A 26,125-nucleotide genomic window follows, 5' to 3' on the forward strand; every position below is an offset into this window, starting at 1 on the left:
CCCGCGACTCAGGGGTGATGTCCATACGCGTGGCCGACTCAGCCGCGGGACCGTCGTCGACGCGGGGCGTCGGACCCACGCCGTCCGACGGCCTGCCGATCGCATCGCGCTGCTGCTCAGGGGTCACGCTCCTCCGGCACCCGGCGCCCCGAACTCATCCGGGTCACCGGGCGCGCGGACACCGCGACCGGGCGGCAGGGTAGTGGTGCCGACGTCGGAGACCACCGATCGGAATCGCCGTCCGGACCGCGGCGTCGTCCGCGGTTCCTGTCCCGGACGAGAGGCCCTTGAGCGCATTCACCAGGAGGTTTCGTGCACGACAAGCCGCTCCTCAAGAGCGTCGGTGAACTGCTGCGCCGACGGCACGGTTCCTCGGGCCGCACCCAGCAGGCGGGGCCGGACGGGTTCACCCTGGACGGCTTGAAGGCCAGCGGGTTCATCGCCGGTACGCTCAGTGCCGAGGACGAAGCGACGCTCGCCGACGAAGTCGCCCAGCTTCTTCCGCACCACTGGGATCTCCCCACCAAGTCGGTGGAGGCACTGACTCCGGTCATCGACCACCTCGGTGGCCAGCCGGAGTTGATGGCCTGGCTGGACCGTCACCCCGGGCGAGCACGGCTGATCGCGCGGATCTACGTCCTCCTGGGCCACCTCGACCAGTACAGCGACGACCCGGCGGTACTCGCGGCTGTGCGGCACGCCAGAGCTCAGGACCCGTACCCCGTCGGCCTGCGCGGCTACCTGACGCCGGAGACGAACGACGAAACCCTGGGCGGTCTCGCCTTCCGGATCGAGGAACTCCTCGGGGACAACCGCGAAGAGGACGCCACCGCACTCGCCCTGACGACCGCCGACTGGCTGCGCCGTGCGGCACGGAACGCCGACACCCCGAGTCCGGACGTCCGCGAGATGGGCGAACTCATGGGCCATATGCACCAGGACATCAGCGAGGCCGCCCCGCACTCCTGACTCGGCGGCGCGCAGGGGCAGGTGGCCTTGCTGTCCCTGTCCGCGATGACCGTCGGCTCCGGGGGATGAGCGGAGTACGACCGTGCGCGGCCCCGAAGGACTTGCCGACTGCGAGGGCCTCGCCATCGCTCTCGTCGGGCAGGCCGACCGCTGGGCCACGCACCGTGCCGCGCGGTCCGCCCGTTCCTGTCCCGCGATCCCAGGCACCTTCGTGCCGTCGCGACGGCACGAGAAGGGTGGTGCAGGTGGTTTTTTTGGGGCGTGAGGCGGTCCTCCGGCGAGGCCGGAGCAGGCAGACGGACTCGATCCGGTGCCGTACGGCCGTTTGAGCACCCCGTCAGAAGCGCTCCGTGTGAAGATCCTCCAAAGCGTCGGGCCCGAGCCGGACGGTGCGGTGGCTGTTGGTTCCGCATCTCGAACCGGCCGTGGCAGTCGGCGCTGATGGCTGTCCCTCGGCCCGCGCTGGTGGGACGAGGTTGGGGAGAAGGGCATCGGATGAGCGCACGTTTCGAGGAGATCGACTGGCGGCCGACGGCCATGGGCGAGATCAGCCTGCGTCGCCGGCGAGATCCGCTGTCGGGCGAGGACGTGTACGAGGTGAAGCTCGGTGACGAGTACCTGATGTCCAGTCTCTTCACCACGGGCGAGGTCGAGCTGGCCCGGCTCGGCCTGGCGGAGCTGTCCGACGGCCCGCTCGACGTCGTAGTGGGTGGACTCGGTCTCGGGTACACGGCCAGGACGGCGCTGGACGATCCGCGTGTGCGTTCGCTCATCGTCGTCGACACCCTGGCCGAAGTGATCGACTGGCACCGTCGCGGGCTTGTGCCGCTGGGAGCGGGACTGGCGTCGGACCCCAGATGCCGCCTGGTGCGCGGGGATTTCTTCGCGATGACTGCTGGGAGCGTGGCGGGGAAACCGTCGTCTGCCGGTGGTGCGGGGGCGGACGCTCCGGTGCCGACGGGGGACAAGGCTGCCGACGGCGCCGGTGCGGCGCCGCACGGTTTGGACCCCGAATCTCCTGGCCGCCGTTTCCACGCGATCCTGCTGGACGTCGATCACTCGCCGCGTCATGTGCTGCACCCCGACCACGCCGTGCTCTACACCCGGGCCGGTCTGACGGCTCTTGCCGAACTGCTGTATCCCGGCGGCGTGTTCGCGTTGTGGTCGAACGACCCACCGGACAAGGAGTTCAGCTCGGTGCTCGCGGAAGTCTTCGCGGAGACCGCCGCGCACGTAGTGGATTTCGACAATCCACTACAAGGCGGGACCTCGGCCAACACCGTCTACGTCGCCCGAAGGCGCGACGGCTGACAGCCCCGAGGCGGACTGCGACCACCCCGAACGGGGCTGGGGGCCGGACTGTCTGGACGTGGGACGACCTTGGCCGGTTCGCGTGGCCGGCCTCAGACTCCACTCCGGTGGAGGGGCTGGAGGCGGGCCAGGTCGTCCTGCGAGAGCCGCAGCGCACCGGCGGCGACGTTCTCGATCAGGTGGTCGGGGTCGCGCGTGCCCGGGATGGCCAGTACATGTGGTCCACGGTGCAGTGTCCACGCCAGCCGGACCTGCGCGGGCGTCGCGCCGTGTGCGCGCGCGACGGCGAGCAGTTCGTCGTCGTGCGTGTCGCTCGCACTCGCCTCGCGCCGGTCTCCGGAGATCGCGAAGTACGGTACGAACGCGATACCTTGCTCGCCACAGCTGTCCAGTAGGCCGTTGGCATCAGCGAGTCGGTGGTCGAGGCCGTACCAGTTCTGCACGCAGACCACCGGTGCGATGGCCTGGGCTTCGGCGAGGTGCTCGGGCTTGACGCTGGAGATGCCCAGGTGGCGGATGAGCCCGGCGTCGCGCAACTCGGCCAGGGCGCCGAAGTGTTCGGCGATCGAGTCCTGGTCCATCCTGCGCAGGTTGACGACATCGAGATGGTCGCGGCCGAGTTGGCGCAGGTTCTCCTCGACCTGCCCGCGCAGTTGCTCGGGCGTGGCCGAGGCCAGCCACTCACCCGACGGATCCCGCCCCGGTCCGACCTTGGTGACGATGACCAGGTCATCGGGGTACGGGGCAAGCGCCCGGTTGATCAGCTCGTTGGCGGAGCGCAACGGGGAGAAGTAGAACGCGGCGGTGTCTATGTGATTCACGCCGAGCTCGACCGCGCGACGCAGGACCCTGACCGCGAGGTCGCGGTCGGTCGGGGCGTCATCGGTGCTCCCCCTCATGCCGTTCCCCGTCAGGCGCATCGTGCCGAAGCCGAGACGGTTGACTTCCCGGTCGCCGAGCTTCCAGGTGCCCGCGGCCGCCGCGGTGGTCGTCTCCGAGATCAAGATTCAGGCCTTCCTTACGACTTTGGAGCGACTGAAGATGCTCTGATCCTTCGGCGAGGGCGGGGGACCCTGTCCGGCACCAACAAGGGCTACCGCGGTTCGCCGCCTCTGCCGACCTCGGAGTATGAGGTCGCGTTCACTACGAAAAGAAGGCATGAACCGGGCGGGAAGAGTCACATGGAGAACTGGAACGAGTTGGCACCGTGTCGCGTTGGAAGATATACGGACGCCACCACGGAGCAGCGTCCGGGACCTGCCACCGACCGCCGGGTGGGCGAGTCTCTCGTCGGACCCGTTCCGCGCGGGCCGCGGCGTGAACGTCGCGGGGCGAACGTCGGCCGGTCGGCGATGCCGGCCGGTGTCCGTGGCTCAGAGGCGCTGCCCCCAGGCCATCATCAGGCCGGGGCCGAGTTCGGCGAGCTGGGGTGAGGCCAGGTAGGCGAGTGCGTCGTCGATGTCGGCGGCGTCCACCCGCCCGGTTTCCTCCAGGGCGGGCCGCATCCGGTTCCACGTCTCGGACCAGAAACGAGCCAGGGGGCTGCCGGCGACCAGCGGCGGGCAGAAGAGTTCACCGGCGACGTTCTGGAGGCCTTCCTCTCTCAGGAAGTGCGGATATGCCGGGACGCCCGACGTGTCCGTGCCGATGGTCGACCGCAGTGCCTGCCACATGGCGTCCATGGTCCGTCGGTAGGGCGACGAGGTGTCCAGGGCATTCGGCACCTCCACGGCATCACCGAGCAGCAGCCGGCCGCCCGGGTTCAGCCATCGCACGAGACGCGAGACGAGCCGACGGCGTTCGGGCAGGTGCATGAGAACGAACCTGGCATGGATCAGGTCGAAGCCGCCCAGGTCCAGGCTCTCGTCCCGCAGATCGGCGGTGACCACCCGCATCCGCGGACCCGCGAGGTCGTCCAGACCGGCGGTGTCCCGGTCCAGTGCGACCACCTCCGCGGCGCCCGCCTCCTCCAGCAGCCAGCGGACCACAGTCCCCGTTCCGGCCCCCACTTCCAGGCAGCGGCTGCCCGGCCCTGGGCCCAGAGCGCGCAGACGACCCGTGGTGACAGGGTCGTAGACCAGCGCCGCCGCGTCGATGCGCTCGGCTTCCTGGGGGTGCTCCGGCTCGAACAGGTCCTGTCCGTAATGGCCGCCGGAGGCTGGAGGGCCGGTCATGACCGGCCCTCCAGCCTCGGTCCTCCTGTACCTCTCCTGCCGGTCCGTGCCATGCGAACTCCTCAGCATTGAAGATCGGTTACGGCCAGGGTGACAGCTTTCGGGCCGCACGGCAGATGTTGATCACAGGATCGGCTGACCTTTGCACCGGCTGTGACCCTTGAAACCCGCCCGTAACGCTCATAACATGATCGAACTCACGACGATTACCCTGATCGTCCGTCCTTCACTAGAAGAACACGCCATCTAGCGTGAAGGGTGAGTCATTTGACCAATATCTAACAAATCGGCCAATTAGTTGATATCTATATCATCGCGAATGCTTTCGCGAATAAACAACAGAATTGCGTTCGTCGCACGACGTCAACCACGGGCGATGCTGTGGGTCGTGGCGGGTGTGGTGGCCTTCGTATTCCTCGTCACGATGGAGATCGTCGCGCGTCACTACGGCCTGCCGGGGCCGATGACCAACCAGGCGCGGGAGGTGATAGTCGCCCCCACCTCGGGGCCGCTGCTGTATGCCGGCCTGGCGTTGATGATGGTGGTGCTCACCTGGCGGCAACGGGCCATCGCTGTGGCTGTGGCGCTCGGTATCGACGTTGTCTTCGTGCTGGTGCGGTGGGCGGTCGACGCCAAAATGAGCTTCGGCAATGGCGCGCTCTGGGTGATCTTGGCCTATGCGTTCATCGCCGTCACGCGGCGCACGGGCCGGGAACGTGTCCTGCTGCTGAAGGGTGTCGGGCTGGGCCTGCTCCTGGTGGCCGGCCACAAGACCGGCGACACCTGGTTGCTCATCACATCGAAGACGCGACCGGCCGTCCTCGACCCGTACGTGGCAACAGCCGATCACGCGCTGGGCAACCCGTCATGGGTGGCAGGCCGGATGGTCGCGGCCACCGGGCCGATCGGCAGCCATGCTCTCCACCTCGTCTATGGTCAGCTCCCGCTGGCAGCGGCCGTCTTCGCGCTGTACCAGCTGCGTAAGGTGGCGGTCGAGCGCCGATTCCCGGGCCATCATCTGGTGCGCACCTTTCTGGTCATCGGCCTGCTCGGGCCGGTCATATACATGATCTTCCCGGTGGCAGGACCGGTCTTCGCCTACGGTGCCGAAGGCGGGCACTGGGCGGCGGCCAACCTGTGGCCGCAGACGGCACCGCCGATCGGTGCCCCGCACAAGATGCTGTTCGACGAGGTCACTCCTCGCAACTGCATGCCCAGCCTGCATACGGCCTGGGCCACCACGCTCTTCATCCATTCCCGGGAGGCCTCACGGATTCTGCGGTTCGCGGGAACGTTCTGGCTGGTCGGCACGCTCACCGCAACCCTGGGCTTCGGCTACCACTACGGCGCGGATCTCGTTGCCGGCGTGGTGTTCGCGCTCACGGTCGAGGCGGCTATGCGATCGTTCGACCGCGGCTGGGACCGCTCGGGAATCCGGCTGGTGAGCTACGGCGCCATTGTTTTCTCCGTGCTCCTGGTGTCGTATCGCTACCTGCCGTTGGAGATGGCCAGACATCCCTGGGTGTTCGGGCCGAGCCTTCTTCTGGCGATGGCCTCAGTGGTGTACGGCTACGTGCGGACCACCAAGCAGTGGAATCCGAAGGCCGTACCGGCGCAGCAACCGGAACCGCAACTCGTACAGGTGTGACCGCTGTCCGCCCACAACCTGTCGAAACGCCTTGGACCGGCCGCGGAGGCCTTCTGGGACGGGGGGCTGGAGCCGGTGGCGGGCCGCGCCCGGGAAGTCTGGAGTTGTCTTGGAGCCCACTCAAGGGTGTTGGGTGGTGGATGAGACACCGCGTCGCGACGTGGTGACCGAGTGGACGACGGGTTTCATGAGGAGCACTCCATGACACAGAAGATCTGGTTCATCACCGGCGCCTCACGTGGTTTCGGGCGGGAGTGGGCGATTGCCGCACTGGAACGCGGCGATTCGGTGGCCGCGACGGCGCGTGACCTGTCGACGCTGGGTGATCTTCGTGAAACGTACGGAGAGCGGCTGCTGCCCCTGCAACTCGACGTCACGGACCGCGACGCCGACTTCGCCGCGGTGAGGCTGGCGCACGAGCGGTTCGGGCGGCTCGACGTGGTGGTCAACAATGCCGGCTACGGCCACTTCGGGATGGTCGAGGAGCTCACCGAGGCGGAGGCGCGCGCGCAACTGGAGACCAACCTGTTCGGGGCGTTGTGGGTCACCCAGGCGGCGCTGCCGTTCCTGCGGGAGCAGGGCGGCGGCCACATTCTGCAGGTTTCCTCCATCGGCGGTATCAGCGCCTTCCCGCTGGTGGGCATTTATCACGCCTCGAAATGGGCGCTCGAAGGAATGAGCCAGGCGTTGGCACAGGAAGTAGCGCCGTTCGGCATCAAGGTCACACTGATCGAGCCCGGCGGGTTCGCCACCGACTGGGCCGGATCTTCGGCGAGTACGTCCCAGCAGTTGCCGGCGTATGCCGACTTCCACAAGGAAGTACAGGAACAGCGACGCAAGCGCGTCGGAACCCCGGGCGACCCGCGCGCGTCCGCCGCGGCGGTGCTGGAGATCGTGGACGCCGAAGAGCCGCCGCTGCGCTGCTTCTTCGGTTCGGCACCGCTGGGTATCGCCAAGGCCGACTACGAGCAGCGTCTGGCGTCATGGGAGAAGTGGCAGCCGGTGGCGGAGTTGGCCCAGGGCTGAGCAGCGGCCGGACTCGGCACGGAGCGAGTGACCGGACCCTGTGCGGCGCAAAGGAACGTGGGCGATCGGAGTGTCTCCGGTCGCCCCACCTGTCGCCCGGTGCCCAGAGGTCAGGCGCGGTGGCTCTGGTAGTAGCCGCCGACCTGCTGGTGATAGTCGGCATCGCCGACATGCTTCGCCCTGTCGAATTCGGGTGACTCCCTGATCTGTTCCTGGGTGAGCGCGACGTAGATCTTCCGCTCGTCGCGGTCGACCTTCTTCACCGTGCCGGCGGGCAACATGACATGCCTGCCGAAGATCCATACACCGATGTCGACGACGAGGTACGAGGAGCCGACGTCGTCCGCATGCTTGTCGACCTTCCCGATGGCGCCGTCGGTGGCCTCGACCTTGTACCCGATCAGATCGGTGCCCACGATGTGCCCGGAGGCCGGGTGGTAGCCCCAGATGTTGTCACTCATGAACGGCTCCCTCATCGAAATTCCGCGCTCTTCCGCAGCAGAACCGGGGAATCGCACAGGCGTCATCCAGATTAGATGACCCATTCGCGGAACGTCGCTCGCCTCGCCTTCCGGATGTCGCCGTCACACATTTCGCACCGAAGGAATTCGAAATCCGTATTCACCGCCGTGCGTCCCGGCGGAGGAACGGCAGGGGCTCGACAGGGACTCAGGGTGACGAAATTCGAGAGTGGATCCACGAGGGGCGTGCGCCCAGGCGGGCCGGGTACGGTTCGCCCCGTGAACACGCACGTGGACGTGGAGGGGTGGGAGTCGGGGCACCAGGTCGCCTACGACTGCGGGGCGTGGGAGCGGGCCTGTCACCAGGCACGCCTGCTGGTCGCCTGGCACGAGGAGCGCGATCTCGGCTTCGGCGCGCCGGTACCCCGGCGGTTCTACGCGGATCCCGGTCCGCGGGTGAAATGGCCGTGGGGGGCGGCCCGGCACACCACGGTGGGCCTGCTGCTGTGGCGGGCCGCCTACGAGACCGGGATCCTGGTCGACGAGGTCCCCCTGACCGATGCCATGCGGTACTGCGTCCAGGGGGCCGACCCCTTGGACACAGGTTTGCTGCCCGCCGCTGCCCGCGACGCTGCGATCGGAGTCGGCAGCGCCGCATCGGTGGCCGGAATCAGGCCCGTACTCGAGTCCCATGTCTCGGCCGATCCACCGCGGCCGCGCCCCGCCGGGGCGCCTGTGACGGTCGGCTACCGCGTCCGGGAGCTGCGGGCGACGCCCGACTGGGAGCTCGGCGACTGGCCGGCGGCCCTTGCCCTGGCTCGCCGGGCCATGGGGCGGGCGGACGATCTGCGGGAGCAGGGGGCATGGCAGCCGAGCGACCAGGAACGGTCCGTCGGCGCACGGATCGGCCGGGACTGGGAACCACCGGCCGAGACGTCCGCCGCGTACGGGCACCCGTCACCGAGTTGGCTGGAACGGGCGTCGCGCCTGGCCGATACGGCCGCGGCCCTGTCCAGCGCAGCCGGCACGCTGCCGATCGACGGCCGGGGCAGCGCAGGCCCGCTGGCGCAGGTCCTCGGTGCCACCGCCGATGCGTGCGCCAGGTTGGCGGTCAGCACCGAGGAGGTCGGGCGCCTGTGGGAGGCGGAGCCGCACGAACCCGCGGACCCGGCTTCCTGGGAACCGACCCGCGTACCGGGCGCACTGGTGGCCCAGACCGAGGAAACGGAACACCTGGTGCGGGCGGTCGCAGTCTTCTCGTTGATCCTGGCGTGCAGCTGACGGGTCGGAGCACGTCGCTGCGGGCGGTCGTGGGTCAGGCCCGTGGCAGGGGGCCTCAGTAGAAGTCGTCTCGGCGCTGCGCCGGGTTGACGTTGTCACGCCGCTGCTGCTGCAGGCGGGCTGTCCTGACGGCTGATATCTCCCGCAGGTGCGCCTGACTCTGAAGCATCATCATCGAGCCGAGCGCGTGGCGCTCGGTCCTCGGGTTGTCCACACAGGACTGGTACATCACGGCGGCTCGTTCGCTGTCCTGGTAGAGGGTGCGGTAGACCTCCGCGGCACGGTACTGGGCGTAGGGGTGGTTGCGGGCGGCGGCCGCGAGGAATTGCTCCAGGGCATGTTCTGCAGGGGCCCGGGTGAGAGGCAGCAGCCGCTCCAGGTACAGGTCGCCCAGGGCGAGCATCGCTTCGGGCTCGCCCAGTTCGGCCGAGGCGTGATACCAGCGGGCTGCTTCGTCCAACGACTCCACGATGCCCGCCTGGGGGCAGCCGTGGTGGTAGAGCGAGGCGAGGTAGAAGGTCGCTCGCGGCGAACCGCCGCTGCGCCGCAGGCGCGGCACCGCGCTCGCGTACCGTCCCTGTACATAGTCGATGTGCCCCAGCAGCTCGATCGCGGCACTGTGGCCCCTGGACGCCGCGGACTCCAGGAAGAAGACCTCCGCACCGGGGTGCTGCGCGGTGTTCCAGCAGTGCAGGCCGATCTGGTAGTACTCGTCGGCGTTGGTCGGCTCATGGCCGTCCACGGTGAAGTTGGTCCCCTGCCACTGCACCACGTCGCTGCCTTTCGCGTCTTGGCCTGCCTCGGCGGGCACGTGCGGTTCGTTCCTCCACAGCCTCGCGATGAGGGCCGTATCGACGGTGAGGGACAAGCCGGTTGTTCCCGTACGTCGTCCCGGTGCGTCGGGCCTCACCGATGCCATGGCTTGCCGGTCGGCACAATCGTAGGCCTGGTCGTCGGAAAGCCCGCTCGGCGGTCGACGTGGATCGCCATCGTGACCTGTTTTCAGTGGCCGCTGCGGCGACGTGACGGGTACCGATCGCAGTGCGGTCCAAGGGCACGATTCGAGACGGTCATCCGGATGGATCGCGCGACGCCTCCGGAGGCTCCGGTGGCAGGCGGGTGAGCGCGGCGTCGAAGAACTGCCACCCGTCGACATGGGTGGCGTGCCCGAAGTGCTGCCCGTCCGCCAGGACCTCGTCGATCAACGCTCTTACGGTCGCGGGCCTGTGGAGGTCGAGGCAGCCCCCGCTGATCCGGCCGACCCCTCCCTCGTGAGCACCCCAACCACCGCCGCCCACCACGCGATCGGGACCCGAACCGAAGACGACGCGGATCATGCCCCGCGTGCCCTCGCGCGCGAACGTGAGCACCTCGCGGCACGAGGGTCCGACCACCTGGCCAGGGTCCGAAGCCGGCACATGCTGATGGCTGACCCACCACCGGAAACGCTCGGGGCCGACAACCAGATACCGATATCGACGACGTCCCATCCCGTTACTCGTAGGTGACGGCCGCGCAGAGCGCCCGAGCGAAGAACGTCCAGTCGCCGTCCGGCGGCATCTCCTTGTCGGAGTTCCGGTACCAGCCGGACGAGTCCGTGATCCACGCGGCCGGCGCACCGAGGTATTCCTCGACGGTGCGGTTCTCCCATTCCTCGCCCCGGCGGTGAAAGTCGTCGCACAGGCTGTAGATCACGGCGGCGAGGGATTCCCGCGTCATGACTTCCTTGAATGGATCGGGCGCGTCGCTGGACATGGCTGGACCCTGGCTCGGTCGGCAGGACATACGCGGCGAGCACACCGCAGGTCCATCGCGTCAGCCCGCCCAGCGACCTCGCCGCCAGTGTCCACGCCCTGCCTCCGGGAAGCCTCCTGTCCGGACTTTCCGCAGGTCGGCGCGCGATCTTGACCCTATGGGGAGGCGGAGGACGTCGTGGCCTCTCCCACAGCACCGTCGGCGCCCGCTCGACTCCCTGTCCGCACAACATGCCCGCACTACGTGACGCAGTCGGCGCCCAGGACTACTTCGGCAGGACCTGGCCCTGATCCGTGACGTAGTAGGTGTTGAGGCACTCCAGGAGCGCAGCCTCCGACACGTCGTACGGGCCCCCGGCCTGTTGGGTGCAGAACCTGCTCAGGAGCTGGGACTTCTGAGCGGCGGTCACCCCGGCAGGTTGGTTGTCCTGCGGCTGGTTGTTCCGGGACTGGTCATCCAGCTGACCCTGCACCCACGGGTCCGGGGACGACGTGCCCGAACTGCCGTCGGAGGACCCGACCCATACGCCTGCGAAGAAGACCGCGGCGACAATGGCGATGCCGCCCGTCACAAGTACGGCCGACCGTCTCCACCAGGGCTTCTCAAGTCTCGCCATGATGGCCAGGTACTCGGGGTCGCTCTCATAGTCCTCCGGCAAAGCGTTCGGAGTGTCTTCCACGGCAACCCCCTCGGAGCCCTGACCGGCAACGACACCGTGCGCGAAGAGTCGGGCGGCACAAATTAACCCCGAATCCTTCACCGGGTCCACACTCCTGCCTCAATCGTGATCTTGCCTGTTCCGGAAAGCGAGCGGTTCGCGCTCGGTCCGCAGCACGATGTCCCGCGCGAGGCGATCGGCGAGGAACCGGACCGGCCGGAGCACATGAGCAGGTCGGCAGACTGGGCCTGGCGAACAGCGACCCGACGACCTTCACGCTGCTGGTGCCCGCACGTCCCGAGTTCCTGGCCGGGGGGACGCCTGGGAGATCAGCCGGCCGGCGACACGGAACCCCTCGTCCGGTTTGATCAGCACCTGATCGCCTGTGAGTTGCCTCACCCGGCACGGTCGGTTCCCGTGCACGAACTGCCTGGCCAGTAGCCCCTCTTGGTCATCCGGCGGCCGCGTGTTGGCCGTATGCGTCATTAATCTGTCATTGCGGTCGGTGTGAGGTCCAATACAGGCTGTGACCGTGGCAGAGCGACGTGTTGTTGTGTTGGTGTACGCGGGTGCCATGGCGCTGGACATCACCGGACCGATTGAAGTGTTCGATGTCGCCAACCGGCTCCTTCCCCCGGCGGCGGCCCCCTATCGGATCGAGGTGGTCTCCGCCGACGCGCCACTGGTGCGCACGAGTTCAGGATTGATCGTGGGAGCCTTGCCGCTGGAGGCGGGGCAGGGTCCCGTCGACACCCTCCTCGTTCCGGGCGGATGGAGTGTCGGAGAAGCGCTTCGGGACCGGGCGCTGGTCTCGTGGATCGGCGCGGCGGCGGCCCGGTCGCGCAGGGTCACCTCTGTGTGCGGCGGATCCTTTCTGCTGGCCGAGGCAGGCCTCTTGGACGGCAGACGCGCCACCACGCACTGGGCGTACAGCGAGGCGATGGCCTGCCGCTATCCGGCCGTGACGGTGGACGCGGAGCCGATCTTCGTCTGGGACGGCCCCTTCGTGACCTCGGCGGGCGTGTCGACCGGGATCGACATGGCGCTGGCCCTGGTGGAGGCCGATCACGGTGCGGCACTCGCATTGGAGACGGCACGGTTTCTGGTGCTCTTCCTCAAACGGCATGGAGGGCAGTCCCAGTTCAGCGCGATGCTCGACGCCCAGTTGGCCGACCATCCGCCGATCCGGACCGCGCAGGAGTGGATTCTGGAGAACCTGCACAACCCGTTACCCGTGGCCGAGATGGCCCAGCGGGCCAACATGAGCCCGCGCAACTTCGCCCGCGTCTTCAGGCGCGAGGTGGGCACGACCCCTGGCCAGTACGTCGAGCGCACGCGCATCTCCCGTGCGCGCGAGCTGCTGGAGACCACCGATCTGCCGATCGGTCAGATAGCCGGCCGCTGCGGATTCGGCGCCCCCGAGACCTTCTTCCGCTCCTTCGGACGAACCCTGGGAGTCACCCCGAAGGAGTACCGGCACCGCTTTCAGGTCATCACGTCATCCGGCCTCATCGACCGGCGCCACGAGACGGACAGGAGTCCCGCATGACCATCACCACCTCGGACGAGCCCGAGGCAGGAACGGTACGCCTGGTCGACTATGTGGCCTACGAGCTCGCGAGGGCGGGCGTCACCCATGTGTTCGGCGTCGGCGGCGCGAACATCGAGGACCTGTATGACGCCGTTCACCGCGGGGGAACCGTCCGCGGTGTCGTCGCCAAGCACGAGTTCTCGGCCGTCACGATGGCCGACGGTTACGCCCGAACCACCGGGCGCCTGGGCGTTGTTGCCGCCACCTCGGGCGGCGGTGCGATGAACCTGGTACCGGGTCTGGCGGAGGCGTACGCCTCCCGGGTGCCCGTGCTGGCCCTGGTGGGCCAGCCGCCGACCGGCCAGGAAGGCCACGGAGCGTTCCAGGACACCAGCGGCAAGGGGGACTCGTTCGACGCCGGGGAGGTCTTCAGGCCGATCTCCCGGTTCTGCGCCCGGGTCGATGACGCGGACTCGTTCGTGGAACTGCTGCCGCGGGCGCTGGCGGCGGCACAGGCCGATCCGCGCGGTCCAGCGGTGTTGCTGCTGCCCAAGGACGTGCAGCAGGCACGGATCCGGTTGCCCGGCCGCGACCAGGTGCCGGCACCGGCACAGGCATCGGGCGGGCCGATACCGGCACCGGCGTTGACATCGGGCGGGCCGACACCGGCGTCCGCACATGACCTGCCGATACCGGCGCCGACGGCACCGGCGATACGGCTCGACAGTGCGGCTCTCGCCAAGGTGTCGGACATCCTTCGTAGGGCGGACAGGATCCTCGTCATCGCCGGTGAGGGTGTCGCCGCGGCAGACGCGCGTGCTGAACTGGCCGAACTGGCCCGGAGCCTCGGGGCATGGGTGGCGGTCACCCCGGACGCCAAGGACGTCTTCGACAACCGTGATCCCCGGTTCGCGGGTGTGGCCGGAGTGATGGGCCACGCCAACGTCGAAGACTGTCTGCGGCGGGCCGACGTGTGCCTGCTGGTCGGTACCCGGCTGCCACTCCTGGCACGCGGTGGGCTGGAGCAGGCACTGGCCGCCACGGACGTCGTATGCCTCGGGCCCGAGCCGCCGTTCGTGTCGGCCACGGCACTGGGCGGGGACCTGCGGGACGCGCTGCGCGCGGTGACCGTCCGGCTCCCGTCACGCCCACAGGACTGCCCCGAGCATTCCGGTCCCCTTCCCACCGTCATGGCGGGCCCGGCTTCCTCGGCCGCGAGGGGGCGAAGCATTCCCTACCCCCAGGCGGTCGCCGCGGTTCAGGCGGCGCTCCCTCAGGACGCGCACGTCTTCGTGGACGCCGGCAACGCGGGCGCCAGCGCGGTCCACCTCCTCCCGGCACCACGCCACGGCCGTTTCGTGGTGGCGCTCGGTATGGGGGGCATGGGTTACACCTTCGGTGCCGGTATCGGAGCCGCCCTCGCCACCGGGCGACGTACCTACGTACTCGCCGGTGACGGGTCCTTCTTCATGCACGGGATGGAAGTGCACACCGCCGTGGAGTACGCCGCACCCGTGACGTTCGTCATCTTCAACAACGACGCCCACGCCATGTGCGTGCTGCGCGAGGAGTTCCTTCAGGGCGGCGTCCGCAGCGACGACCTGTTCCGCCGGACGGACATCGCCGCCGGGGTGGCCGCCGCCTTCCCGTCCCTCGACGTCACCGGTGCCGAGAACGCGGCGCAGTTGCGCAACGCGCTGCTGCGCGGCAACACGGGCATCGGCCCCGCATTCGTCGCGCTGGACTGCGACCCGGAGGAGGTCCCTCCGTTCCTCCCCTTCCAGCCTTTCGCCGAAGCCACCGGCAGTACCCAGCACGCCGACAGCAAGGAGAGTTCAGATGAGCGACGAGTCGTCCACGTTGGCTGACATCCCCGGCCTGATGCGGATCGAGAACCCCGGCAGGGACGAGCTGACCGCCCACTGCATGGAGCTCACCCACGCCGTCTACCCCCACCACCAGGTCTACGGGCAGTACTGCACCATCCACGAGTACGTCGACTGTCCCCCGGAACTGGTCTACGACTACCTGCGCCAGGGCCACCACCTGGAGGAGTGGACCTGCAGCCTGCGGGACTTCGCTCCCTCCGGCACACCGGGTCTGTGGGTCGGCCACGACCGGCTGGAGGACGACACCAGGATCTACTGCGAGGTGGTCGCCAACCCCGAGGCCATGACCGTGGACTACCACTGCTCCTGGGACCAGGGCGACAAACTGTGGATGATCTACCTGATGCGTGTCGTACCGGCCCGCCGGGTGCTCGACAAGCCGGGATCGGTGATCACCTGGACCAACTGCCGGCACCCCTATTACGACAACAACCCGCACCCCGGCCTGGCTCCCCGCCCGGACCGGCCCTGGGTGGGTGACTACTGGGACCTCTTCTACGCGGGGCACACCGTGGAGATGAACAACCTCAAGGCGATCCTGGAACACCGCCACCGCAACGGACTTCCGATCAGCGTCGCTCCGGTGAAGGCGGTGGCACAGTGACCACGGTCAGCCTCACCGACGTCGCGAGCTACCTTCCCGGGAAACCGGTCCCCGCGGAGTTCTACACCGACTACCCCGGAGCGGAGGACAAGCTCCGAAACCACCCCATGTTCAAGGTCCCGCCGTCACGGCACCACGTGGCCGCGGACGAGACCAACGCGGACATGGTCGAGCGTGCGGTGCAGCCCCTGATCGAACGGCACGGCAGGGACGAGATCCGGAGTGTCGACGTGCTGTTGGTGCACAGCCAGCTGCCGGATCTGCCGTTCGTCGGTGCCGGTACCGAGGTGGCACGCCGACTGGGGCTGAACCCGGAGTGGCTCGTCGATGTGGCCAACGCAGGCTGCGCCTCCTTCGTGTACATGCTGAAGCTGGCCCGGCAGATCCTCAGCACCACCGATGCGAAGACCGCGCTGATCTGCAACGCGCAGAGCGCCGCGGGCCAGTGCTTCACCCAGTCCGAGGTGCGCAGGCTCGCGCAGGCCGCGATCCCGGGCGACGGCTGCGGGGTGGGATTCGTAACGACATCGGCCGGCGCCCCGGTCCTCGACGTGGAGACCCGGCACATCGGCGACTACGCCGGGGACATGACCGTGGCGGTCGACGACGGCCGCAAGTACTGGGAACCGGGAGAGTCACAGCTTCGGATCGGGTTCACCGACGCCAGCGTCGCCAAGGTCCTGGCGCGCGGCAACCGCCTCGTTCCCGAGGTGATCACGGACCTGTGCCGGCGGCTCGGCGTGGCGACCGGCGACATCGACGTCCTCGTCACCAACCAGCCGAACCGAACCTTCCTGCGGAACTGGCGCGAGGCGCTGCAACTGCCCGCCGAACGGCACCTGAACACCTTCGACCAGTACGGGAACCTCTTCGGAGCGGCGATCCCGGTCACCCTGGACCACGCGATCCGCTCGGGTCAGGTGAAGGACGGTGACCTGGTGGTACTGGGGGGATTCGCCCACGCCGGCGACTTCGCCGGCGGCGCCGCCGTCCGCTGGCACGGCGGGCGGGGCTGACCCATGGGCGTTCCCGCACTGCACCGACTGGCCCTGAACGAGAGCCCGTACCCTCCGCTGCCCTCCGTGCGCAAGGCGATGCGGCGGGCCGTCGCACAAGCTCACCGGTACCCGGAGTTCTATCCCGACGACCTCGCTGAGCGGATCGCCACCTGGTGCGGGGTGCCACCCGACAGCGTCGCGGTCGGCAGCGGATCGGTGGGGGTGGCGCTGCAGTCGCTTCAGGCGGTGATGGAGCCGGGCGACACGATGGTCCACGCCTGGCGCACCTTCGACGCGTATCCCCTGCTGGCCACCATGGTCCGCGCCGAACCCGTTCCCGTGCCCCTGACGCCGGACGGCCGGCAGGACCTGGACGCCCTGCTGGCCGCGCTCGACCACCGCACCCGCGTTGTAGTGGTGTGCAATCCGCACAACCCCACCGGGAGCCGGATCACCGTCGACGCCCTGTCGGCGTTCCTGCACCGGGTTCCCGGACACATCACCGTGCTCCTCGACGAGGCATACGTGGAGTTCGCCGACGACACCGGCGTGGCGGACATGCCCACGTTCCTGGGCACGCACCCCAACGTGCTGGTCCTGCGCACCTTCTCCAAGGCCTACGGACTCGCCGCCCTGCGGATCGGCTACGGCCTCGGCGCCCCCGCCCTGGTGGATCGGATCCGCCGGCAACAGCTGCCCTTCGGGATCAACGCGGTGGCGACCGCAGCGGTTCAGGCCTCCCTGCGCGCCCACGGCGAGCTGCGTCTACGCGTGGACACCATCGTCGCCGAACGCGAACGGCTCCGGCACGAACTTCTCGACCTGGGCTGGCATGTACGTCCCGGCCACGCCAATTCCGTCTGGCTCGCCGCGCCCGATCCGATCGACGAGGGCGCCGAGGCGCTCACCGACGCGAGCGTCCTGACACGCCACTATCCCGGCGAGGGCCTGCGGGTCACCGTCGGCAGCCGGAAGGCCAACGACACGGTGCTTGCCGCACTGGCGGGACTGCCCACGCACGGGTTCGCATCGCGGGACCTCGACGCTGTCTCATCGGTGGCCGCGTCGGCACGACGCCCTGTCGGCGATCCGAGTCGTGTACGAGGTCGCCCCCGGGTCTGAACGAGTCGCGCGCAAGTCCCTTGGTGACGAGAGCACGACCGTCGGCCATGAGCCTGTCACCGGATACGAGCTCATGCCCCGGCGGGGCGGCTTCCCCCAGATACCCCGGCTGCCGTTGCGGCGGGGGATGCGACAGCGACTGCCGAGGAGGGTGCCGTAGCCGCAGCGGCTATCCTTCTCACCGGCCGGGGCCGACCGCCACAGCCTGGGGGACCGGGCCCTGCCCGATGCGGCAAGCCGCAGGTCGATCTTGGAATGTATGGCCCCTCGGCATTGCTGCACTCGCTACGGGCTCGCCCTGTTCTGGGGGTGCTCCGGGCGATGGTGCTCGGTACGACTGGACACGAGAACCGTCAACGATCTCGATCCTGTCTGCTTCCATGCCCTGGCCCGCTGTCTTCGAAAGGTTTTCCTGCACCATGCCCTTGGCTCTGCTGGCCCTGGCAGTCGTCGCGTTCGGTATCGGCACGACGGAGTTCGCCACGATGGGGCTGCTGCCCCAGATCGCTCACGGGATCGGTGTGTCCGTGCCGCACGCCGGCAACGTCGTATCGGCCTACGCGCTCGGTGTCGTCGTCGGCGCGCCCTTGCTGACGGGTATCGGCGCGCGCGTCCCGCACAAGCGCCTGCTGCTGCTCCTGACCGGGCTGTTCGTGGTGGGCAACATGGCGTCCGCGCTCGCCCCCGACTTCGGCACGCTCTTCGCCGCACGCTTCCTGGCAGGTCTGCCGCACGGGGCGCTGTTCGGCGTGGGCGCCGTCGTCGCCTCACGACTGGTCGCCCCGGAGAGAGCGGCACGCGCCGTGTCGAAGATGTTCCTCGGTCTCACCATCGCCAACATCGTCGGGGTTCCGGCCTGTACGGCCCTCGGGCAGCACCTGGGCTGGCGGTCCGCGTACGGCGCCGTCGCTGTCATCGGCCTCGTCGCCCTGGCCGGAGTGGCAGCCTTCGTCCCGCACCAGCCGCGCGGGCAGCAGTCCGGCATCCGGCACGAACTGCGGGCCATGGGCAACAAGCAGGTCGCCACCGGCCTCGCCACGGCCGTCGTGGGGTTCGGCGGATTCTTCGCCGTCTACAGCTATCTCGTGCCCATGCTCACGCACCTGACCGGAATCGCCGGCTCCTCGACCACCTGGGTACTCGCGCTCTATGGCGTAGGGATGACGCTCGGCACCCTGATCGCCGGACCGCTCACGGACCGCGCACTGCGCCCGACGATGTACTGGGGGCTCGTCCTGCTCGCCGCGGCGCTCACGACGTTCTACTTCACGGTCCACAGCACCGTGCCCGCCCTGATCACCATCACGTTCATCGGCGCCATGGGTTCCCTCATCACCACGCCGGTTCAGATGCTCCTGATGTCCAAGGCGAAGAACGCCCCGACGATGGCGGCGGCCTCGAACCACTCCGCCTTCAACCTGGCCAACGCGGGTGGTGCCTGGCTCGGTGGCCTGGTCATCTCGGCGGGCTGGGGCTGGGCCTCCCCCAACCTGGTCGGCGCGGCTCTCGCCCTGGCCGGTCTCGGCCTCGCCTTCACGGGCGGTCTCATGGAACGGGGCTACCGACGCTCCGAAGTGATCGCGCAAGCATCGCCCGCGGCCGAACCAGAGGCACGCGTCGGCATTGCGGACTGACGCGTTGTCCTTCGACCGACCTTCGAAAGGGCGCTGGGACTGCTCGGACGACAGAACGCTGAGACTGCTCGGACGAAAGGCCGTCGGGTCTACTCGGACCTGACGGCGCCTTCCGCGGCCGGGTCGGCGGACTGCATCGGCCCGGCATGGTCCGTGACGCCGGCGTGGTGCGACGGGGCGGCGAACCCGCACGGCGCACATCCGGAAGCCTGGTCCGGGCCCAGCGGCACGCCATTGCTGCGCAGCACGTCGCGGAGGTCCAGGATGAGCGGGAACACCTCGTGGTTGCGGTCCTCGCCCTGTTCGTCCCAGGCACGCTGTTCGGCCTCGACCGCCGTGCGGTCCTGGGTGAAGACCCGCTCGGTGAAGCGGCGGATGAGCGGCCAGGCGAGCTGGAGCGCCCCGGGAACCGACGGTTTCGCGATCGTCAGCAGGCCGTAGGCGTGGTTGACGCGCTGCTCCGCGTCCTCCGGCACGTAGGCGGCCCAGAGGGAGAACACCGGGAGGCCGGTGCCTTCAGGGACGTCCCGCAGGGTCTGGTACGGATACTCGGTGCGGATGGTGATGACGTCGGGCCTGTCCCGGCCGCCGATCCCCTCCGCGGACAGCAGACCCGCGCCCCGGTCCTTGCGCCCTCCGGCGGGGACGAAAAGGTACCGGGCCTCGACGTGGCGTGGGCCGGTCTCGTACCCGAGCAGCTCGGGCCGGATCCTGCCGAGCACACTCCGGTGCAGGAACTGGTGGTTCATGTCGAGCAGGTTCTCGTGCATGAAGGAGTAGTGGCACCGCACGGTACGGGAGAACGTCATGGTGCGATGGGCGGCCGAATGGTATTCGGGCAGCAGCGGGAACGGCGCCGCCGCGGCCAGAGCCGGGTCTCCGGGGAACACGAACACCAGGCCGTAGGCTTCTCGGACCGGGTAGGAACGCACCCCGCGCGGCGGTCGCTCGCAGCCCTTGGGCAGGTAGGGGATCTGCGAGATGCGGCCGTCGCCCCGGTAGGCCCAGGCGTGGTAGCAGCAGCGCAGAATGTCACCCTCCACCACACCCATGCTCAGCGGTACCTGACGGTGCGCGCAGCGGTCCTCCAACGCGTGGACCGTGCCGCTGCGCCCCCGGTACAGCGCGATCCGCTGACCGGCGAACACGGCCGCGAACGTCCGGTTGCGCCGCACGCTCCGGGAGGTCGCCACCGGATACCAGTGGTCCGGGGAGATACCGATCCGCCGCAGGTCGGGGACCGGACCGGGCAGGTCCCTGAGTCGGCCGTCCACGCGATGGGGCGGATACGCCACCGGGCCGGTGGTGGCCGACCGGTTCTGCTGGTGGCCTGCTCCGGAGCCGCTGGGTCGGGCCTCGGTCATGGGTTGTGGTCCTTTGCGCTCGCGCGGGAGATCGTGTCGTGCGGTCGGGGACCCCGCCCACCAGGTTCTCGGTGTCCCGCCCGCCCGCGACGCCATTGCGGACAGCCGCCGCCGACGGGGGTGATCCGCCCGCCGCCGCAGGGGCTCCACCTCCCTACGGTCTCCGGGGGCACCCCGGTCGTCAACCGCAGAAGCGCGTTGGTGTCGCAGCCGGGCAGGCCCGCGCCGAGGCGGCCGGGGCCTGATGCCGCTACTGAGATTTCCGTCGAGTCGGTCGCGCCTCAGGCAGGCCAATCGCGGTGAGGCGGGCAGGCCAATCGCGGTGAGGCAGTCGACGGACGAGGTGGGTAGGACGGCATGGCTGGGACGACGCCTCGGTGAGCTATTTCTCGTATTTCAGCATCGGTCCCGATCAGGACAGGCAGCACGGCCCGCAGCCCAGGCGAGCCGACCCGGGCCAGTGGCCGAAGTCGGAGGCTGCGCTCACGGTCGTCAACCGCGACCTGATGGCAACACTGCCGGGTCAGGACGCGCTGGTACTGACGGTCGTCCCGCAAGGGGAGCCGACGTCCCGGGGCGCGATCGATGGGGATCAGATCTACGTGGCGCTGCCAGATGGCCATTGGCACGGCGACTCGGTGAATGCGTGTGATCTGGAGGAGGGCGACCCGCCGGAGCCGGACGATGCCAGGACGGTCCTGACCGTGGTCGCGGATGCCGTGCAGGCGACCGTCATGGAACTGCTCCGGCAGGTCTGGCCCGTCTGCCGGGAACACAAGACCGGAATGCACCCCCGCCCTGCGGGAACCACTGAAGACTGGTTCGGGGGCGAAACGGACTCGGACGGCCCGCCGGTGTGGTGGTGCCGGGGCAGCGGGGACGGCGAGTGCCACGACGTCTCCCCGGTGGGCGAGTTGGCCGCCACGTTGCCGGGAAAGCAGCGCCGCGCGCTGCGGCGCAGCGAGCGCAGACAGCAAGGCCATCGGTAGTCGCGGCCCGGACGCTGCGCAGTGTCGCTCGGGGCCACGCGGCATCCACGCCGCGCGATGACCTGGTGAGGAAGCCGCACCCACCGACGCAGGCGGACCAGGTCAGGCGGACCTCGATCCAGGTCGCTCACTGGTCGACTCGGCCGCCCTCGTGAGGTGAAGGGTGGTCACGAGCACCGCCGGGGAGTGCGGCGACACATGCCGATGAGCAGGCACTGACAAGCAGTGGCAATACGTCGGTGGCCACGCGCAGTGAGATCCACACCTGACGCAGTCCGCCCTGTTCGATCGGGCACTCGCAGACGCCGCAGCGGTGAATGGCGGTGGTGCCCGAGCGTCCGGGATCCAGGTTCCCCGGAATCGAGGTCGGCAACGGAGTCCGGGGGAGGTTGGATTGGCGGGCGGGACGGCGCGCGGTCACGGCTTGCGGGCCACTCCGCCGTAGAAGCCGGCCTGGGCGTCGGTGATGCCGGCCAGCGGCTGGTCCGGCTCCGGGTGCCAGCGATGCGTTACGGCCAGCCCCGGCGGCAGCAGCTCCAACCCGTCGAAGAACCGGGCGATTCGGGTCCCGGACCGCAGCTGGATCGGGATGCCGGCACGGACGTACACGTCCTGGGTCCGGGCCATGCCCTCCGGGTCGAAGTCGGTGGTGCCGTGGCTGAGGGTGAGGAAACTGCCGGACGGCAGCGCCTCGATGAGTTCCCGCACTATCTCGTACGCGCCGTGCTCGTCCGGTACGAAATGCATCAGGGCGCACAGGCTCAGCGCGATCGGCTGGTCGAAGTCGAGTGTCGTCCGGGTCTCGTCGGACTCCAGGACGGCCTTCGGTTCACGCACGTCCGCCTGCAGGTAGGCGACCCGGCCCTCGGGGGTACCGTGCAGCAGTGCCCGCGCGTGGGCCAGCACGATCGGATCGTTGTCGGCGTAGACAACCCGGCACTCCGGGGCCTCCGCCTGCGCGATCTGGTGCAGGTTGGGCTCGGTCGGCACGCCGGTGCCGATGTCGAGGAACTGCCGCACCCCGTGGTCGCGGGCCAGGACGCGCACGGTCCGGTGCATGAACAGTCGGTTCGCGCGGGCGAAGGTGCGGGCGTCCGGGGTGTGGCCCAGTACCTGCTCAGCCGCCTCGGCGTCCACCGGGTAGTGGTCCTTGCCCCCCAGGTAGTAGTCGTACATGCGGGCAGGGTGCGGCTTGCTGGTATCGATGGGCGTCGACCCTCGACCTGACTCAGGTAACAACGTATTCTCCTCGGCTACGTATGACGGGTCTTCGCCCTGGATCCACAGCGGTTCATCGCACCACGAGGAACCGGTCGGCTCCGACGACGGGGACCTGCGATTGCCGCCTCGAGCGTCGCCGGGCCGACTCGGCGAGCGTCCGGAGAGCGGCTCCCTTGAGCGCCTTGATATTCCGCACGACAGCATCGTAGGCACGCTGAAACAGCAGGCAGACCGGTTCGTTCGAATTGGCCCGGCACGGCTGCCGGCCCTGGCCGCCCCCGCGCACCGTCCACCGACGCCGGCCGGGACTCCCGCGGTGCTGCCGCATGAGGCACATGAGCCCTACGGGTCGGCGTGTTGTGCGAGCCAGGGCGTGCGCTAACATTGATCTTGAGCTGGTCGGTGGAAGTCGTCCTGGTTCGCGATGCGTTGGTGGTCCAAGGAAAGACGTCCCGCTTCCTGCGGGGAGATGCAGGTGCAAGGCCTGCCCGGCGCTCTGTGAAGACCCTGTCCCGTGTTGTCCGGGCAGGGTCTTTTTGTTGCGGGGACTCACGGCCTATGAGGCTGCGACAAGATCTGCTTGAAGTCGCCTGGTGCGACTGGGTGTTGTCATCGGGTGTGGTCGCTCTGGGCATCGTGGCCGGCCGCGTCGGCCGGGCTGCGCTCCTGTTGATGACCACGCGCGCCACCAACCGAACCATGGTGGAGATGGCGTGGGGAACGAATTGCGGCGTCGCGCTGAGGACCGCGCACGCTCATTTCTCCTCCGGCCGCTCCTGACGGTCGCGCTCGCCCGAACGCGGCCCCTCCGCGCCACGCCGTGCCGCGTCATCGACGCGTCGCTCCTCCAGGAGGTCCAGCAGGAGGCAGAACCCCACCACGGCCACGATCAGAACCACCGCCAACACGCAGAGCACAATGACAACAGCTGTTTTCACCTTGATGAATCTCCTTCTCGTCGCTGTTGTCCATGGCGGGACGCTGTGCATTGCAGGATGGCACTCGGTACTGAAGTCTGTTCAGCCTGTCCGGCCCAGGCAGGCACCACGCACGGGAGGCAGCATGGCCGACAGCAGCCGCGGATACGTCAGGGACCGGCGCGGATGCCGTCATTGGGGCCCGCACGGCGCCGCGGGACTGCTCCTGCGCCAGGACGGTCGGTTCCTGCTCCAGCGCCGTTCCTGGAGAGTCCATCATCGCCGCACCTGGAGCATTCCGGGCGGAGCGCTGAAGGCCGGTGAAAGCCCGCGGGAGGGGGCCCGGCGAGAGTTCGGGGAGGAACTCGGCGTTGTTCCGGCACTGCGCCACGTCCGCACTTTCGTGGACGACCACGGCGGATGGGCCTACCACACGCTCGTCATGGACGTCATGGAGTCGTTCTCTCCACGCCATGGCGACGGCGAAGGTGTCGCCTACCGGTGGTGCACCCCTGCCGAGACCGACTCGCTTCCGCTCCACCCCGGATTCGCGGCCACCTGGCCGCAGTTGCTGATGGACTTGGACGCGGTGTGACCCTGCCCTCCCGCTCAGGAGACCAGAAGACCAGAAGGCCAGGACTGACCAGAGCAGGGAATGCGGCGGGTCGGGCCGCTGTGGCAGTCCGACCCCGCGGGGGTAGTCGCTCAGGCCTGCGGGATGTGGAACTTCCTCCACGCACTGACGGGCCCTGGGACATGGGCGGGGGCATGGCGGACGTCTGAACGGAGGCTTTGCACAGCCGTGTTGAGAGCTGTGGTGGCCTGCGGTATCTCTGGATAGGCTGTATATGGGCTATATAGAGTGCAAGTGTGGCGACATTGCGGATGACCCTGCAGACCCAACTGGTGCTGCGGCCTTTGCTGGAGGATCCCGCGAGGCAGCGGTACGGCCTGGAGCTGTGCGAGCTGGCGGGACTGCCCTCGGGCACGGTCTATCCGATCCTGGCCCGTCTGGGACAGGTCGGCTGGGTGGACAGCGCGTGGGAGGACCCGGCGGTGCACGAGGAGGTGGGCCGACCGCGGCGGCGCTTCTACCGGATCACGCACGACGGCGCCGAACAGGCCCGTGACGCCCTGGCGCGCGACTACCGGTCCCGCAAGCAGTCGTTGCCGGGATGGGCGGCGGCTCGTCCCACCGACGGCGGAGTGCCATGAGCCCTGCGCGGTTACGGACGTGGCGCAGCAGGCGCGGGGATCAACGCCCGTCCGATGACGATCTGCCGGTGAGCGAACGTGTTGTTCGGGGGGTGCAGCGAGGAGAGGTTGACCTTCGTGCCTGTCCTGAGTCGGTGGCGTCGTTGTCCGGGGACGGAGGGGACAGCCGAAGCTGCTCACCGGTGGCCGCCCCCATCGGCGTCCCTGTCAGTCCCGCACGAGACAGAACGGGTGTCCCGCCGGATCGGCGAAGATGCGCCAACTCCGCTTTCCGTCACCCTCGTCGAGCAGGGTGGCGCCCCGCTCGAGGACGTCTGCCTGGGCTCCTTCCAGGTCCGTGACCCCCAGGTCGAGGTGTATCTGCTGGGGGTGAGTGGAGTCCGGCCACCGCGGCGGCTGATGGTCTTTCACGCGCTGGAAGGCCAGCACGAAACCACCGTCGGTGTGGAGCGTCGCCCAGCCCTCGCCGAGCGACCATCGCGGATCCGGCTGGTTCACTGCGCCGCCGAGAAGCGACTGGTAGAAGCGGGACAGCTCAAGGACATCGGCACAGTCCAGCACCACGCACTGCAGCTTGGCGATCACGAAGGGAAGCGTCTCACGACGCCTGATCACGATCTACAGCTGGATTACCGGGCCCACGGGAATCAGCCGGTCGACAGGAGTGCAAAAGGAGCGTTCCATCCTTGACGTTGGAGATATGGAGCATACGTTTCCGTTTCGGCGTCGTTTAGCATCGGGGGATGTCGTTTCCTGAGCCTCTTGAACGCGCTGAGCACATTCACCAGGGCTTCAGCGTGCGCGAGTTGGATCTGGCCGAGGGGACGACGGCGGCAGCGGTGCACCGGATCGGTCGCCGTGCGTACGCGGTCGAGGCTGACCTGATCGGCTTCGACGGCATCCCGGCCCTGCGGGAGAGCGTAGAAGAGATGCGGGCCCGGTCTTTGCGTTGGCTCGGGGCGGTGACGGACGACGGACAGGTTGCCGCCTTCGTCGCCTGGCAGAGGCCAGCGGGAGAGGACACTCTCGACATCGACCGCGTGTGCGTCGACCCCGTATGGTTCCGCCGCGGCCTGGCTTCAGGATTGCTCGGTCATCTCCTGACAGACCTGGTTCCCGGCGGGCACGTTCTGGTCAGTACCGGTGCTGACAATCTTCCGGCAGTGGCGCTTTACGAGCGTCTGGGTTTCTCCCGTGAGGGCACCATCGAGCCCGCCCCCGGATTGCGGGTGGCTCAGTTCCGGCTCACGCGGGATTGAGCCGAACGGTGTCTCGGTCCGGGCGGCCGTCCGGCGAACGTGACCCTGCTCCCCAGGTGAACCGGCGGACCTGTACAGGGCTTCGACGCCCGGAGTGTG

Annotated in this window: 26 protein-coding genes; 15 read left to right on the forward strand and 11 right to left on the reverse strand. The window is 68.7% G+C overall.

What is annotated here, in order from left to right:
* Window positions 1–312 precede the first annotated feature (312 nt).
* A complete protein-coding gene (locus N4G66_RS18435) occupies window positions 313–969 on the forward strand; it encodes a hypothetical protein (RefSeq protein WP_261705227.1) in 657 nt (218 codons plus the stop codon).
* A gap of 495 nt (window positions 970–1,464) precedes the next feature.
* Window positions 1,465–2,280, forward strand: a complete 816-nt coding sequence (locus tag N4G66_RS18440) for a spermidine synthase (protein WP_261705228.1) — start codon at window positions 1,465–1,467, stop codon at window positions 2,278–2,280.
* Between the two features lie 92 nt (window positions 2,281–2,372).
* Here N4G66_RS18440 and N4G66_RS18445 read toward each other — a convergent pair whose 3' ends face one another.
* On the reverse strand, window positions 2,373–3,284 hold the full coding sequence (locus tag N4G66_RS18445) for an oxidoreductase (protein ID WP_261705229.1): 912 nt from the start codon (window positions 3,282–3,284) through the stop codon (window positions 2,373–2,375).
* Window positions 3,285–3,653: 369 nt separating this feature from the next.
* Entirely contained in the window at window positions 3,654–4,454 is an 801-nt protein-coding gene (locus N4G66_RS18450; RefSeq protein ID WP_261705230.1) for a class I SAM-dependent methyltransferase, read from the reverse strand.
* 376 nt (window positions 4,455–4,830) lie between these two features.
* Between N4G66_RS18450 and N4G66_RS18455 the strand changes: the two genes are divergently transcribed.
* Both N4G66_RS18455 and N4G66_RS18460 read left to right on the forward strand, forming a co-directional pair.
* A complete protein-coding gene (locus tag N4G66_RS18455; protein WP_261705231.1) occupies window positions 4,831–6,102 on the forward strand; it encodes a phosphatase PAP2 family protein in 1,272 nt (423 codons plus the stop codon).
* Between the two features lie 201 nt (window positions 6,103–6,303).
* Window positions 6,304–7,128, forward strand: coding sequence for an SDR family oxidoreductase (locus tag N4G66_RS18460; RefSeq protein ID WP_261705232.1), 825 nt, complete (start codon window positions 6,304–6,306; stop codon window positions 7,126–7,128).
* Between the two features lie 110 nt (window positions 7,129–7,238).
* Here the strand turns inward: N4G66_RS18460 and N4G66_RS18465 are convergent, their stop codons facing one another.
* A complete protein-coding gene (locus N4G66_RS18465; protein WP_261705233.1) occupies window positions 7,239–7,589 on the reverse strand; it encodes a PRC-barrel domain containing protein in 351 nt (116 codons plus the stop codon).
* Window positions 7,590–7,868: 279 nt separating this feature from the next.
* Here N4G66_RS18465 and N4G66_RS18470 point away from each other — a divergent pair, with 279 nt between their 5' ends.
* On the forward strand, window positions 7,869–8,870 hold the full coding sequence (locus N4G66_RS18470) for a hypothetical protein (RefSeq protein ID WP_261705234.1): 1,002 nt from the start codon (window positions 7,869–7,871) through the stop codon (window positions 8,868–8,870).
* 55 nt (window positions 8,871–8,925) lie between these two features.
* Here N4G66_RS18470 and N4G66_RS18475 read toward each other — a convergent pair whose 3' ends face one another.
* The 4 genes from N4G66_RS18475 to N4G66_RS18490 all read right to left on the reverse strand — a co-directional run bounded on the left by N4G66_RS18475 (window position 8,926) and on the right by N4G66_RS18490 (window position 11,304).
* A complete protein-coding gene (locus tag N4G66_RS18475) occupies window positions 8,926–9,681 on the reverse strand; it encodes a tetratricopeptide repeat protein (RefSeq protein WP_261705235.1) in 756 nt (251 codons plus the stop codon).
* 259 nt (window positions 9,682–9,940) lie between these two features.
* Window positions 9,941–10,264 carry a hypothetical protein gene (locus N4G66_RS18480; RefSeq protein ID WP_261705236.1) on the reverse strand — a complete coding sequence of 108 codons (324 nt, stop codon included), beginning with the start codon at window positions 10,262–10,264 and terminating at the stop codon, window positions 9,941–9,943.
* 100 nt (window positions 10,265–10,364) lie between these two features.
* Complete coding sequence (locus N4G66_RS18485; protein ID WP_261705237.1) at window positions 10,365–10,589, reverse strand: DUF7660 family protein; 225 nt, start codon at window positions 10,587–10,589, stop codon at window positions 10,365–10,367.
* A gap of 301 nt (window positions 10,590–10,890) precedes the next feature.
* On the reverse strand, window positions 10,891–11,304 hold the full coding sequence (locus N4G66_RS18490; protein WP_261705238.1) for a hypothetical protein: 414 nt from the start codon (window positions 11,302–11,304) through the stop codon (window positions 10,891–10,893).
* Window positions 11,305–11,815: 511 nt separating this feature from the next.
* Here N4G66_RS18490 and N4G66_RS18495 point away from each other — a divergent pair.
* From N4G66_RS18495 to N4G66_RS18520, 6 genes are all read left to right on the forward strand, one after another.
* Window positions 11,816–12,832 carry a GlxA family transcriptional regulator gene (locus N4G66_RS18495; RefSeq protein WP_261705239.1) on the forward strand — a complete coding sequence of 339 codons (1,017 nt, stop codon included), beginning with the start codon at window positions 11,816–11,818 and terminating at the stop codon, window positions 12,830–12,832.
* The gene (locus tag N4G66_RS18500; protein WP_261705240.1) at window positions 12,829–14,682 is read left to right on the forward strand and encodes a thiamine pyrophosphate-binding protein; all 1,854 of its coding nucleotides are present in this window, start codon (window positions 12,829–12,831) and stop codon (window positions 14,680–14,682) included. The genes N4G66_RS18495 and N4G66_RS18500 overlap by 4 nt, the downstream gene beginning before the upstream one ends.
* Entirely contained in the window at window positions 14,654–15,307 is a 654-nt protein-coding gene (locus tag N4G66_RS18505; protein ID WP_261705241.1) for an SRPBCC family protein, read from the forward strand. The genes N4G66_RS18500 and N4G66_RS18505 overlap by 29 nt, the downstream gene beginning before the upstream one ends.
* Window positions 15,304–16,323 (forward strand): 3-oxoacyl-ACP synthase III family protein, encoded by a 1,020-nt coding sequence (locus tag N4G66_RS18510; protein ID WP_261705242.1) that lies wholly within the window; start codon window positions 15,304–15,306, stop codon window positions 16,321–16,323. The genes N4G66_RS18505 and N4G66_RS18510 overlap by 4 nt, the downstream gene beginning before the upstream one ends.
* A 3-nt stretch (window positions 16,324–16,326) precedes the next feature.
* The gene (locus tag N4G66_RS18515) at window positions 16,327–17,427 is read left to right on the forward strand and encodes a histidinol-phosphate transaminase (protein ID WP_261705243.1); all 1,101 of its coding nucleotides are present in this window, start codon (window positions 16,327–16,329) and stop codon (window positions 17,425–17,427) included.
* A 419-nt stretch (window positions 17,428–17,846) separates the two neighbouring features.
* A complete protein-coding gene (locus tag N4G66_RS18520; protein ID WP_261705244.1) occupies window positions 17,847–19,061 on the forward strand; it encodes an MFS transporter in 1,215 nt (404 codons plus the stop codon).
* Between the two features lie 89 nt (window positions 19,062–19,150).
* On the opposite strand, the gene N4G66_RS18525 is transcribed toward N4G66_RS18520, so the two are convergent.
* Complete coding sequence (locus tag N4G66_RS18525) at window positions 19,151–20,425, reverse strand: aromatic ring-hydroxylating oxygenase subunit alpha (RefSeq protein WP_261705245.1); 1,275 nt, start codon at window positions 20,423–20,425, stop codon at window positions 19,151–19,153.
* A 377-nt stretch (window positions 20,426–20,802) separates the two neighbouring features.
* On the opposite strand from N4G66_RS18525, the gene N4G66_RS18530 reads away from it, so the two are divergent.
* Entirely contained in the window at window positions 20,803–21,414 is a 612-nt protein-coding gene (locus N4G66_RS18530) for a hypothetical protein (RefSeq protein ID WP_261705246.1), read from the forward strand.
* A gap of 417 nt (window positions 21,415–21,831) precedes the next feature.
* Here N4G66_RS18530 and N4G66_RS18535 read toward each other — a convergent pair whose 3' ends face one another.
* Both N4G66_RS18535 and N4G66_RS18540 read right to left on the reverse strand, forming a co-directional pair.
* Window positions 21,832–22,653: an SAM-dependent methyltransferase gene (locus N4G66_RS18535; RefSeq protein WP_261705247.1), complete on the reverse strand. Its 822-nt coding sequence runs from the start codon at window positions 22,651–22,653 to the stop codon at window positions 21,832–21,834.
* A gap of 737 nt (window positions 22,654–23,390) precedes the next feature.
* The gene (locus N4G66_RS18540) at window positions 23,391–23,573 is read right to left on the reverse strand and encodes a hypothetical protein (protein ID WP_261705248.1); all 183 of its coding nucleotides are present in this window, start codon (window positions 23,571–23,573) and stop codon (window positions 23,391–23,393) included.
* Between the two features lie 124 nt (window positions 23,574–23,697).
* On the opposite strand from N4G66_RS18540, the gene N4G66_RS18545 reads away from it, so the two are divergent.
* Together N4G66_RS18545 and N4G66_RS18550 are read left to right on the forward strand one after the other, a co-directional pair.
* Window positions 23,698–24,147, forward strand: a complete 450-nt coding sequence (locus N4G66_RS18545) for an NUDIX domain-containing protein (protein ID WP_261705249.1) — start codon at window positions 23,698–23,700, stop codon at window positions 24,145–24,147.
* Between the two features lie 275 nt (window positions 24,148–24,422).
* On the forward strand, window positions 24,423–24,767 hold the full coding sequence (locus N4G66_RS18550) for a PadR family transcriptional regulator (RefSeq protein ID WP_261705250.1): 345 nt from the start codon (window positions 24,423–24,425) through the stop codon (window positions 24,765–24,767).
* 207 nt (window positions 24,768–24,974) lie between these two features.
* On the opposite strand, the gene N4G66_RS18555 is transcribed toward N4G66_RS18550, so the two are convergent.
* A complete protein-coding gene (locus N4G66_RS18555; protein ID WP_261705251.1) occupies window positions 24,975–25,352 on the reverse strand; it encodes a VOC family protein in 378 nt (125 codons plus the stop codon).
* Window positions 25,353–25,510: 158 nt separating this feature from the next.
* Between N4G66_RS18555 and N4G66_RS18560 the strand changes: the two genes are divergently transcribed.
* Complete coding sequence (locus N4G66_RS18560; protein ID WP_261705252.1) at window positions 25,511–26,026, forward strand: GNAT family N-acetyltransferase; 516 nt, start codon at window positions 25,511–25,513, stop codon at window positions 26,024–26,026.
* Window positions 26,027–26,125: the final 99 nt, after the last annotated feature.

Source organism: Streptomyces rhizosphaerihabitans, assembly GCF_025399795.1.
Taxonomy (GTDB): Bacteria; Actinomycetota; Actinomycetes; order Streptomycetales; family Streptomycetaceae; genus Streptomyces; species Streptomyces rhizosphaerihabitans.